11 protein-coding genes are annotated in these 12,501 nt (G+C 40.0%); 5 read left to right on the forward strand and 6 right to left on the reverse strand.

The genetic code is table 11. The features are described from left to right. Nucleotides 1-239 precede the first annotated feature (239 nt). Complete coding sequence (locus CN378_RS12935; RefSeq protein ID WP_098352530.1) at nt 240-1,205, reverse strand: glycosyltransferase family 4 protein; 966 nt, start codon at nt 1,203-1,205, stop codon at nt 240-242. Nucleotides 1,206-1,566: 361 nt separating this feature from the next. Here CN378_RS12935 and CN378_RS12940 point away from each other — a divergent pair, with 361 nt between their 5' ends. Continuing rightward, a complete protein-coding gene (locus tag CN378_RS12940) occupies nt 1,567-3,696 on the forward strand; it encodes an S-layer homology domain-containing protein (protein ID WP_098352532.1) in 2,130 nt (709 codons plus the stop codon). An 83-nt stretch (nt 3,697-3,779) separates the two neighbouring features. Here the strand turns inward: CN378_RS12940 and CN378_RS12945 are convergent, their stop codons facing one another. Beyond that, the gene (locus CN378_RS12945; protein ID WP_098352579.1) at nt 3,780-4,148 is read right to left on the reverse strand and encodes a BTB/POZ domain-containing protein; all 369 of its coding nucleotides are present in this window, start codon (nt 4,146-4,148) and stop codon (nt 3,780-3,782) included. 552 nt (nt 4,149-4,700) lie between these two features. Continuing rightward, a complete protein-coding gene (locus CN378_RS12955; protein WP_098352581.1) occupies nt 4,701-5,009 on the reverse strand; it encodes a hypothetical protein in 309 nt (102 codons plus the stop codon). Between the two features lie 96 nt (nt 5,010-5,105). On the opposite strand from CN378_RS12955, the gene CN378_RS12960 reads away from it, so the two are divergent. After that, on the forward strand, nt 5,106-5,663 hold the full coding sequence (locus CN378_RS12960; protein ID WP_098352536.1) for an FxLYD domain-containing protein: 558 nt from the start codon (nt 5,106-5,108) through the stop codon (nt 5,661-5,663). Nucleotides 5,664-5,845: 182 nt separating this feature from the next. Here the strand turns inward: CN378_RS12960 and CN378_RS12965 are convergent, their stop codons facing one another. Then, nucleotides 5,846-6,325, reverse strand: a complete 480-nt coding sequence (locus tag CN378_RS12965; protein WP_098352538.1) for a DUF6843 domain-containing protein — start codon at nt 6,323-6,325, stop codon at nt 5,846-5,848. A gap of 426 nt (nt 6,326-6,751) precedes the next feature. On the opposite strand from CN378_RS12965, the gene CN378_RS12970 reads away from it, so the two are divergent. Together CN378_RS12970 and CN378_RS12975 are read left to right on the forward strand one after the other, a co-directional pair. Continuing rightward, nucleotides 6,752-7,297, forward strand: a complete 546-nt coding sequence (locus tag CN378_RS12970; protein WP_257141132.1) for a sigma-70 family RNA polymerase sigma factor — start codon at nt 6,752-6,754, stop codon at nt 7,295-7,297. Further along, nucleotides 7,294-8,664, forward strand: coding sequence for a hypothetical protein (locus CN378_RS12975; RefSeq protein WP_098352541.1), 1,371 nt, complete (start codon nt 7,294-7,296; stop codon nt 8,662-8,664). Before CN378_RS12970 ends, CN378_RS12975 begins: the two co-directional genes overlap by 4 nt. Before the next feature lie 138 nt (nt 8,665-8,802). Here the strand turns inward: CN378_RS12975 and CN378_RS12980 are convergent, their stop codons facing one another. Next, nucleotides 8,803-9,867 (reverse strand): S-layer homology domain-containing protein, encoded by a 1,065-nt coding sequence (locus CN378_RS12980; protein ID WP_098352543.1) that lies wholly within the window; start codon nt 9,865-9,867, stop codon nt 8,803-8,805. A 272-nt stretch (nt 9,868-10,139) separates the two neighbouring features. Between CN378_RS12980 and CN378_RS12985 the strand changes: the two genes are divergently transcribed. After that, nucleotides 10,140-10,865, forward strand: coding sequence for a hypothetical protein (locus tag CN378_RS12985; protein ID WP_098352545.1), 726 nt, complete (start codon nt 10,140-10,142; stop codon nt 10,863-10,865). A 42-nt stretch (nt 10,866-10,907) separates the two neighbouring features. Here the strand turns inward: CN378_RS12985 and CN378_RS12990 are convergent, their stop codons facing one another. Next, entirely contained in the window at nt 10,908-12,371 is a 1,464-nt protein-coding gene (locus tag CN378_RS12990) for an S-layer homology domain-containing protein (RefSeq protein ID WP_179884909.1), read from the reverse strand. Nucleotides 12,372-12,501: the final 130 nt, after the last annotated feature.

The raw sequence follows: 12,501 nt of genomic DNA on the forward strand, positions 1-12,501 counted from the left end.
GAGGGATCCCGGAAGAAACCTGTAGATATTATCCGAACCTCCCCTATCAAAAAAGGCGGGATCGTTTCAATCCCGTTCTTGCCTATTAGGGAGCGGCTTAATCACGGGGAGTTTGGCTTTGTGAGGACAGGCGAACAGGCACTCTGTCAAAAAGGAAAAAGACGAGGGGGAGTTGGATCCCCTCGTCTTTATTTAAAGTTTGGGCCAAGGGACCTGTCCCCCTGGCTCATCCCCCTGGCTCAAAAATGGATAGACATCAATATAAAAATAGCAGAAGCACTAGTGGTAATACATAGCAAGTAGATAATCATCACTGCCTGGACTTGTGATAGTCCGTAGCTTAGGAGGCGATGGTGCAGGTGCAGCTTGTCCGCATGAAAGATGGATCTGCCCTGTTGAATCCTTTTTATGAATACAAATAGAGTATCAAATATGGGAATTGCCAGTATCAACAAAGGAATGTTGATCGTGATGACCGTGATGGTCTTCATAGCCCCGATAATGGAGATAGCCCCAATCATGAATCCGAATAATGTAGATCCCGTATCCCCCATAATGATTTTCGCCGGGAAAAAGTTATGAGGTAAGTATCCGATCGCCACCCCTAACATGAGGGCAGAGAGTAGTGCGGAAACCGGTTGGTTCATCAGAATAGACGTAATCAGGAATGTGAACGAGAAGATCCCAGCCATTCCTCCTGCCAATCCGTCCAGGCCATCCATGAAATTGATGACATTAATGATGAAGATGATCCACACCATGGTGAACAGCTTACCAAGTACAGGTGAAAGCTCCATATACCCTAATACGGGAATATCAATCTGTGATACATAATCCCCGAATTGAACGATAAGGAAGGCGGCGATGATCTGAACCAGAAGCCTTGGAAATGGAGAAAATTCTTTAGATTTTGTTTTATAGTAATCGTCGATGAATCCGATGGTACTTAGCATAACGACCGCCAGTAGTAAGGCGATGGTCAGATTCGTTGGTAAATAATTGAACCAGCTTAGTACTAGAATGCCAATGAGGGTAACGACGGTAAACACGGCTCCTGCCAGCATCGGTAGAGGTTTCTTGTGTACTTTTCGATTGTTGGGGTTATCGACAAAATTGATCTTGATGGCAAAGGGGATAATGAACTTGACCCCTATGTACGTAATGAGAGATGTTAAGACGACGATTATCAGGGATAATGTGATCATTAAAATAGGTGCTCCTTTGTAAGAATAGAAAATCTAGTAAACTTTTCAATGGGTCATTTTCATTCAGTATATTACATAGAGTGAGCTTTTTCTACATTTTGTCAAAATATATTTTGGCGGAGCATGGGGGCGGTTCTCTTGCTTCTTTTTGTTCCATTTGAAGGATTCCTTGAGAAGCAGAAAAACCGTCCCCATGCCTCTCGTCCATCAGGAGGAATTTACCAATAACAAAGGGGTAATTTCCTCCTGTTTTTATGATAAAATTACCCATGGTGTTTCATGCCAGATTAGTAAATTTATTAAAATTATTCGGAAACTACTAATCTTTCATCTTGTTCATTACATAAAAGGAGTTTTGTAAATGGTTCACTATTCAACAAGAATTCGTAAGGTCCTTGCAGCAGCTGCTGCAACTGCAGTGATTTCTGCAACAGCGCCGACTGCCTCGGCCTTTACATTTAAAGACGTTTCAGTGAGGTATGAACTCGCTGTCGATTACTTGGTAAATGAAAACATTACAAATGGTCTTTCTGAATCAAGCTTTGGCATAACTCAACAAATCAAGCGTGCGGATGCAGCTGTTATGATTGCAAGAGCACTGGATTTGGTTGGGGAGGAAGCACCGGATGCAGGCTTCAAAGACGTCCCTAAACGTGCACAAAATGCGGTGAACATCCTTAAGAAACAAGGGATTATCAATGGTAAAACCGCAACTCGTTTCGGTTCGGAGGATCCATTAACCCGTGGGGAAATGGCGATCATCATGGCCAGAGCTTATCAACTGAAAGGCGATGCGGAAGTTCCGTTTACGGATGTTAACAGCCGTTATATGGAATATGTAAAAGCCCTGATTGCCAATGATATCACTCAAGGCAAAACAGATACTCTATTCGGAACGAGTCAGCAAATTACTCGTGGTGAGTTTGCCCTATTCGTTTATCGCTCAGAGTCGCCGTATAATCCAGTATTCATAAAAGTCATTCAACCTGAAGACATTCATGCGCGTACATATATGGACGTTTCGCTCCCAACGACAGTCAACCTTCTCATGAGGGGAAATAACCTGGAAGAGAAAATGGTGAGCTGGGAAATGGTTGATTTCAGTTCCCCTGGAGAACATGTTATTCAAGGCGAAATTATTGGAACAGATTTAAAAACATCTCTAAAAATCATCATTGAAACGACACCTGAAAACGTCAATGCCCTTAAAGCGGACGAAATCATTGCCTCATTACCAGAAACGATTACCCTGGATGATGAAGAGAAGATCAAAGAAGCCAGGATGCTCGTCGATGAAGTCCTTCAAAGAGGCAGCGAAGATATGATAGAAGGCCTTGCTACTCTTGAAAATGCAGAAGACACCATCGAACTTCTTTATGCAATCAAGGATGCTGAAGAACTCATTGGATCATTGCCTGAAACCATCACCATGGCTGATCAAAAAGAAGTGGAAGCTGCACGTGAAAAAGTAAATACGATTTATGGGATGGATGCTGAAGCTGTGATTCCAACCATTAAAAAGTTGGAGAATGCCGAGCATACCCTTCAGTTGATTTCACTTACAAACGAAGCAGAGGACGCGATCGAAATGATCCCGAGTCCGGTTACGTTGGATGCTGCAGATAAAATTGCAACAGCCCGGTCTAAAGTGAATGAAGTATTGAAAATGGACGCAAACGCGATCATTAAAGGAATCGATATCCTGAAAAAAGCAGAATCTGATGTGGAGATACTAAAAGCAGATCGCAAGGCAGAGGAGCTTATAGCCGCTCTCCCGGATACGATTACATTAGAAGACCGCTCTGTGATACAAGCAGCACGTGAACAAGTGAACGCTGCATTACAACTTGATCAGAACATGACCATCGAAGGGTTAAACAAATTAGAAGCGGCAGAGACCCGTATTCAGGAATTGTTAATCGATTCGGCACAAGTGAACCTAAACACAAGCCAAATGAAAATGAATACGAATAAAACTTATCAGCTAAATGCATCGGTATCACCTTCGGAGGTGTCCAATGATTTAGATATGTCCTGGACTTCTGATAATCCAACCGTTGCAACGGTAGATGACAATGGACTGGTCACTTCCCATGCAGAGGGTACGGCCGTTATCACCGTTCAACTGGAAAATGGTCAATCGGCTGAGAGCGCGCTTGAAGTCACAGACCGGCCACAACTTATGTTTAGCCATGGCACTAGTCAAATTAACGATGTCATTAAAGGCTTGAACATGTCCTTTTATAACTATAGCTCAAATAACGTAATCGTTAAAAAAGTGGAAGTCTATGAAGGTGACACACAGAAGTCCCAATATACTGAAACTGAGCTGAATAATGCGGGGATCAATACAGAGATTGGTTCTTACGATAAATTTTCATTAGGGATCACTTACAACTTTGGAGGACTGTTAGCCTCCAACGGTGTCTATGTAATCTACACGGTCCAATCAGGACAAGGCACATATGAATTTAAGTCCATTATCAAATAACTGGGACATGGGGGCAGGCACACTGTCCCAAAAGGAGACGAAGGGTTACGACCCTCGTCTTTTTTTTGTATTTCTAAGAACGCTTACTCTTCCGTCAGCTCACCGTTCTCATAAAATTCATCTACAATCGGAAAAATATCCGGCTTGGAATGATAATAATGCTCTTCTATTTCTGTTAAAGTAAATTGAAAAGTACGTTCATTTTGTTGATACAATGTGATGGAATACCGCCAGCCGGTTCTTTCCTCTTGATTGTCATCAGGGATAAACGTAATGGCCTTTATTTGATTTAAAAACTTTTTGATTACAACTTGATTTGTAGTGTATTTTTTATTTCCTGTACTCCCGTCCACTAAAGTGATCTTTGTAACATCATCAAGGTCTTTTGGGTAAAACTCTGAAAGGGTTTGTGTCTCCAAACCACATCCAGCCAAAACAATCAGGGTTAACATGATTAGACCACATAAGTTTCTCAGTAAAATCCCTCCTATGGTAAGCAATTTTACATACATCTCAATGATATTCCGGCCAATTTTCACATAGAGTTCTTTTAAGACAAGGGATATGTGCCTCCATCCCACCTCATCCTTGATGTTAAAAAGTGGTATTATGGAGGTAGCTATTTTAAGAAAGGAAAGAGGTTCTATGAAAATATTGATTTATATAATGACAGTCTTGAATCTTCTGGCTATGACGTTTTTATCCCTGCCATTTTTCGCTCAGTCCGTTCAGGATTTTTCTCCAGGGTTATACGTGAGAATATTTATGGATCCATCACTTGTCTTGATAATAGGGATCTGCTGCATATTTGCCATACCTTTATCATCCGCTCTACATAAATATACTATTACCGTGAAAAGAAGAAATATTACTTTTTATGCCCTCATGCTCTTATTGGTTTCAATAACGGTGATACTCTATATTCAAGCGGATGATTTAAATCAGCTACTGAATCGTCCATCATATGAATGATGTGGGACAAGGGACCAGTCCCTCCGTCCCATTCAAAGATATTCTTTGGAAGTCTTATCTGTTTTAGCACCATCAATCATGAGGAAGATGGCTGACACGATATGCATGACCATTCCAACAAACGGTATCCAGCCGATGCAGGAAGTGATGATTCCTAGGATACTTCCGGTGGTGGCGCCTTTATCTTTGATTGTGAGAACTAGAGTCGTAATATGTAGGACAAGCATGATGACCAGTGGAAACCATAAAAAACCGATGATGATGGCTGCTCCCAGTATGGGAACACCTAAAACCGCTTCAAAAGCACCTGTTGTCCATTTTAGAATTCTTGAAGTTGATATCGGAATCACCTCCTTATATAGTAAAAATTTCCTTTTTATTATAACATATAAAGGCAGTCTATAAGACTAGTTGTTTTTACGAAAGGAGAGTGGAACGTGTTTAGCAGCAACCGGAATTTGACCGTTAATCAGTGGATTCTCGTCTTTATATTGCTTTTCATTCCTGTAGTGAACGTTGTATTTCTGTTGGTTTGGGCACTTAGTAAAGAAGAACATCCGTCAATTAAGAATTTCTCCCGGGCCGTCATTAAGCTTAATCTTATCCTGTTCGGTATCCTGATTGCGATATTGATTGGGACAGGTGGGTGCATGTCGTTATTTGACGATGAAGCATTGGTAAGTGGGGGAATCAATCCTTTACTTCCTTTAGGGACCAGTTCGGTAGAGTCGAAGATTGAGTTTCGAAATATCGTCCATCGAACTCAAATGGGCATCACCACCATTTCTGGTGAAACCACCAATATGGACAATGAGGACCATTCTTATTCCCTCACTGTCACTTTTTATGATAAGGATAAAAATATCGTCGGTACGGGCCTTGGGGTGGTTGATAACATTGGACCTGGTCAGACGAAGACGTTTGAAGCTATATCCCAGGATAACCTTAAGGCTGCGGCAAGTGTGAAGGTTGATGTGGATAGTATCTTGTATTGATAGATTCTTAAGGCAAGGGGCTGTCTATTCTGGTTCAGCCCTCCTTTTTTAATCAAACGTTTAATGAAAAAAATTTACTGCTGATAGCATAAGTTCTCAAGCGGTTATACAGGTGTTTAAACAAGGTACATATTCGTTATAAGATTAAGTAAACCCCGGTCAGTAGAAAACCTCTGATACAATCAATCAACTCTCAACTTTTCATTTACCTTCTTCTCTAATTCTTCAAAATTTTGATCGCAGGATGCCCCTTTATTATTGACTGAAAAGGTTAATCGTTTGGAAAGGATTTTCCCGTTTTCACTATGTTCTCCCAAGACTGTGGGCCCGATTTTGTCTTCGGGGATTTCCTTTGTTTTCGCTCCCTCTTCATCAATATAGAAATATTCGATATCGTGTAACCCTGAGCTCTCTTTTCCTTCCCATCCAAAGTCAGGAGGAGAGGAGGTAAGCAGTATTCCGTCATGATCCACTTTGTATTGAATGGAATGATCCTTCACTTCCAGTGGTGGAACTCCTTGTATTTCATACACTACATTCACACAGCCCTTATAACCCTTTGGGATCATAAAAACTTCATCATAAGGCTTGTTTTTCTCAAGCCAGTACCAACTTACTAATATACTAATAATGATTAGCCCCCAGATGGTCATCTTCTTCATATAAATCCCCCTCATGTGTCTCTTAAGGATCTCAATTGCCTTTCCACTTCCCTGATATAATCCAACCTGGGAGTGGTCCCGATTTCAAAGAAGTAATTGATGTAGACCCCTAGTTTACTAGATTTTTCTATTATGGAAGTAACGTGGTATGCAAATTGCCCTTCAAGTAATTATCTTAATATAAACAGAGTAGCAACGTTCCAATTAAGTTTTCTTATGGTCATTCAAATTTCATGTGAATTATTAAATCCTTCATTATATTTTTTGAAAGTAAGAATAAAGGTATATCCATTACTAAAGAACTGACTAATGGAACAAGGGACCAGACCCTCTTCCATTTTATTCAAATACATTGAGACAACTTACCCCTGTTAAACGTCTAAGCTATGAAATAAAGAAGTAGAGGGGTATATGATGGAGGAAATAATGGAGAGAGAATTAGGCATTAGTGACCGTAGCAGATCGTCTTTAGGGTATTTTGAGGAGATTATTGAAATGTATGAGAAAGCGGTTGTTCAGTTTGCCTACACATATGTAAAGGATTGGTCGGTGGCAGAGGACATTTCGCAGGAAGTGTTTCTCAAAGTTTATAAAAATATAGGCAAGTTTGAAGAACGTTCTAAATTGAAAACATGGTTGTTTAGCATTACGGCCAATCAGTGCAAGGATTATATCCGCTCAACGAACCGAAAAGCCAAGTGGTGGAACAACCTTCTTCAAACCTTTCAGAACCGCGATGAGGTTACACCTGAAACCATCATTCTCCAAAGCGAAGAGAATGAGAGTTTAGGTGAAGACCTACTCTGTCTTCCGGTGAAATACCGGGAAGTGTTGGTTTTATATTACTACGAGGAGCTATCGACGGAGGAAATTGGTCAGCTGTTAAAGATCAATGGGTCAACCGTCAGAACTCGACTTCACAGAGGAAGACAGCAGTTATCGGACCTGAGAGAAGGAGGGCAACAATCATGAAATCCAAACAGGAGTACAATAAAATTAAATCATCTTTGGATAGAGATGTATTTTCGAAATATTCATTTCAATCACAGAAGAAAGAAATCCTTCAAAAAGCTGAAAGGACAAAGACATCTTCAAATGTAAAGAGATATTATCATCTTGGATTAACAGCCATGGCTCTCATTCTTTTATCCATTGTGACGATTTCTTTTATCAAGTCAAATCCTTCAGAAATTGCTCCCATTAAACAAGTGGATCAACCTAAAGAAGAAAAACCTGTAGAACCAAAAGTAGTAGTCCCAGAACCAGCAAAAAAAGAGGATGAAGTAAATGAGAAGGTGCAGGAGGAGAGTGAAGAAGAAAAAAGTGATGTAGGGAATGAAGAGACTACACCAGCTTTTGTTCTAAAATCTGAAGAGGAATGGAAGGAGTACTTTCGGGGTATTTACCAGGAAAAATCGAATGACATCAAAAAACTGAAGCTGAAGTATCAGATAGAAGAACCCCTTGAAAACACTGTATCATACCAGGAGATTATAACGGATGTAAAGGAGAATCACTTTATTGAAGTAGTGAATCAGAAGAGAATTGAAAATGGGGAGATTGTTTCTGATGGATCTGCTATTTCCACTAACAATCAACATATTTTACTTGATCACCAGAGAAAAAATTTCTTGAGGGAATCATTAGAAGCTAAAACGTTTGATGAGTGGAAAGAATACAAAGCTTTATATTCGAATCATCCTTTATATTACTTTAGCGAATTAGAGCTTAAAGGATTTGAATGGAGAGAAATTGATCAGAACGTGGATGAGAATTGGGTAGTATTTGATTTGTATAATAGAAATGCTACTGGATTATACAGTCGTGGCGAAATAAAGGTGGAATATGATTCTGGAGTAATATTGAAAAAAACCACTTATAATAATAATCAAGTATCATCTGTTTATACCCTTAAGGAATTAAAGAAGAATGATGAACTGTCGGCCATGTCATTGAACACTGAGATACCAGAGGGGTATGTAGATCGACACTTAATCGAACAATCAAGAGTGGAGATAGAAGAAAAATCGATTGATCTCGCAAAAGAAGTCACTATGAAAAAACATCCTAACATCGAATCTGCCTATATAGTAGGAGAAGGTTTTGCCCTATCGGAAGTTGTTGTAATGAAGAAAGGGACGACAGAGGAAGAAGCCAAAGCAGCTGCAGAAGAGCTATTTAATCAATTTACATCCATCTGCAATGCACAACCTGCCTATAAAGAAAAAAATAAAACGGTATGGGATGAGGGTCAATATGACATCCAGATTCGAGTGAGTATAACTCAAAAATCTTCATTTGTAGGAAGTCAAGAGAATGGCATTCTTAAATGGAAATAGGAGGATAGACTTTGTACCTGTCAGTAGAGAGCTAAATGACAGAAGATAGTATCAATGGTAGAGGAAACACCTCATTCGATTAAAAGGTAGAAAACAACCCGCCATGGCGGGTTGTTTGAATTAAAGCAACTGGAAGTCCTATTCTTCAAATGCCTCTTCATCGAAATAAGGAAGATAATTATAAATCTTCCACTTTCCACTTTCAGAATCAAGCTTCAGGTTATAGACACCATCCATTTTAGAGGTGAAGTCCATGTTGAAGTCATCACTCTTATATATGAATCTGCCTATCATACCCGTTGCTTCAATTGTAAGGAATCTGTCAGAGATTGATAGAACGTTTAATGAAAGGTTGGTATCGTCAATCTCTACAGTATACCCGTCTTCGGCAGGGAAATAGATTCCTCCAAACTCCCTTGCTTCCGTTAAGTAATACCCGGTGCCGTTCTCTTCGTACAATGCCATCAATTTGTCATATGCATTGGCTTCCACTAGGCTATTCTCTTGTAGAATATGACCTTTAAGGAAGGACTTTACTCCTTCCGCATCAGGTAAATTGGATTGCTCTTGAGCAAGCCCGCGGCGAACCATGACGATGGCCTGTGCTCTTGTAGCAAGATTGAGTGGCTTGAAGCTTGTTCCGTAGCCTTGTACAATTTCTTTAGCTGCGGCTTTATTAATATAATCATATGCCCAATAATCTTTATTGACATCTGGGAACTTTTGAGTCGTCATGGAAGGGAATTTTACGGTTTTTTCGAATGCCAGTACAATCATTTTTGTCATCTGATCACGTGTTATGTATGCATCAGGTGCAAATGTGCCGTTTTGTTTTCCGTTGATAATGCCCAAGCTGCTTGCAGTATTTACATAATCATAGTACCAGGCAGATGGTTTAACGTCCTTAAACGATTTAGGGGTGCCGCTAGTCTCCAGAGATAGTGCTTTTACAAGAATTTTTGTAAATTGCGCACGTGTTACGTTATCGCCAGGCTTCACATACATATTCATATCTTCATCCATATATCCCTCAATGATATCGGCATTGACAAAGTCATTGATTTCCTCCCATGCCCAGTGATCCTCATCGATGTCCATCGGGATGTAGTGATCAATCGTCTTTCCGCCAGCGGCAAGAGCTGACTGTAGAGGCATTGCAATAAGTGCCAACCCCAAACAAATTAACATTTTTAATGCTTTCAATTGGTGTTTCCCCTCTCAAATAATATTACTAACAGATTGATAATATTTCATTTATGTTAAATTAGCTATCAGAAAAAAATGGTAATAATGGAATCCTGAAGGAGAAAGACTAGGGCCCATGTCATTGTCCCAAACTGTCGAAAAGTTTTCAGCGTTCATCAACAAATAAATACAAACTTTTTGTTCTACTTTTATTAAGATGATTTAAATGGGAGATACGTAGACTATTCAATTCACCCCCCATTAAATTAAATGATTTGAGTGAGGAGAAAATGACACATAGTAAAAAGAAACGGTTTCAATATATTAGTATACTATCTATCGCCGCCGGGGTCCTGTCTATCACTCTGGTAGCTTATTTTTTCATCCAGACGATTAGAGAATCATTTTATCAGAGTCATTTTGATAAACGGTATGAGTTCATTTCATTAGAAGAAGACGGCATAATCGATCCGGTTCAAGTGTTTCATGGGGTGAAATTGAATACTTTCGAGGAAAATCTGAAGGAAAACAGCCGGAAAAAGCCTGATGTGATTTTTGAGGTAAAGGATGAACAAGTGGTTGCCCTTAAAGGAAGAGAACTCCATTCCAAGGGAGAAGGAATGAGGGTCTTTGCTGACATGATTCAGTATAAAACAATGGTAGATAATCAGACAGGTAAGGAGTCATTTATCATTGCCATGCAGCTGAATTCACCAAACGAAATCCAAGGCTCAGCTCCTGCAAAGTATCGGACCTATAGCATTAATGAAAATGGAGTCATAAAGAAAAGTGATTTCACACTTAAGACCAAGTCGAAAATGGAAACGCAATGGATAAGAGGGCTATCTGGGGAATCATATGGTTATTACACAAACCTTCCGCATCAAAAGGGAAGTACTACGTCAATGATTTTTCTTAGCGTAATAGGAATTGCCCTTCTACTTGCAGGGATCTGGATAAGAAAATGGAAACGGAATAATGATAAGGGGACAGATGCCATGTCCCAAATCTCATAAAGACGATGGGGATATCCCCATCGTCTTTTACTTGTCCCTTTATCATGGAAGCTCACGCACATTATACGAAGCGACATAACCTTTTTGTCCGGTTCTTACAACTTCAACTGGATACCAAACAAATTCATTTGTTGAGTTTGGGGTTAAGTCATATTCAGGCGCTGCTATAATCTTCAGCTTTTCTGCTGATTGAAGTTTCGTTCCTGTCGACTTGGTTGTCGCGTCATTGCGTAGAGTGTCTCCTACGTGAACAACCAGATCATCTGGTTTAAAGTAGTGCCTTGACGGCGTATAGTCGGCATAGAAATCGTAATGATCTTTCTTAAAGACAATATCCCAATTCGTATCCTCACCGTAATGGAAATCATCTACACTCATTGGTATCTGGAAAATCTGGGGAGTGACCACTCCATTGTTAACCATGTCAAGGTACACTTTCATTTGATAAGAATCAAAGTTGTGATCACCCGTCTCTTTATAGAAAGGACTATTCACTGCCACTGCGCCGTTATATCCCATAATGGCAAAATACCAGTTTTCAAGGTTCATAGGGTTTTGATCACCTATTGTAGGCAGGGAAGAACTTTTATATTTGGATACAAGCGTTCTGATTCCTGCTTCAATATTATACGTAAGGTTATATTTTAACTTTTCCTCGTTAACGTCTACTTCATAAGGTGAAGTGAGCTGCATGATTCCAATGCCGCCATCATCACTAATAATCGGATCTCCGTTAGAATCAAATTGCTTCCATCCACTGCTTTCGACCGAAGCGATACTTTTTACCACTTCAGGTGGTACCACCTCGTCAAATTCAAGTGCAGCCTTCGTAATTAAGCAATTGACGGTTTGACGATCGGGATTTACTCGTGACTCCGGGTCATATCCGCAAGCATCGACCTTCAACTTGAAATCATCGCTGACAGCTCGAGCTAAGAAAGCGGAGAATTGCGAGCGACTCAGTTCGGCGTCAGGCTTGAAACTCCCATCCCTATATCCTTCCGTTACTCCAAATGAAATAATTTGGCGGATTGAACGGTACGCTTTCATATGAATCGATACATCATTAAATGGAACAATCGCTTCATCTTTAATATCGAAAGCACGGGCAATCATAATCGCCATTTGACCTCGTGTGACAGGTTCATCTGGGCGGAACGTGTGATCTCCAAAACCTGAAATGATCCCATTTTCGAATGCGGTTTGGATAAACCCTGACCCTGTAGTGGATTTTCCCACATCTGAAAAAGTTGATTCTCGAGGCTCATCATCGTAATCTAGAACCCTGCCAATCATGATGGCAGCTTGGGCGCGACTTACTGCTCTATCAGGCTTAAATTCCCCATCCTCAAATCCTTTAATGATCTCCTCGTTGTATAAGTACATCATTTCTTCATAGAAAGAGCTCCCTTTATGTATATCTGTGAACCCTTCGGCACTGACAGATGAAAAACCTAATCCAGAGAATAATGTAATCATTAGTAAAATACAAAAAAATTTTCTCATATTCATTTCCCTCCTCAGTACTAGTCTAATAGAGTTGGAAGAAAATTGGAAGGATTTACTGGGACAGATGGTTAATCACCGAAACAAGATACCTAGATAACCGCCAAATTTGTTGATTTCTTAATACATT

Origin of the sequence: Bacillus sp. AFS015802 (genome assembly GCF_002561455.1) — a bacterium.
Taxonomy (GTDB): domain Bacteria; phylum Bacillota; class Bacilli; order Bacillales; family Bacillaceae_B; genus Rossellomorea.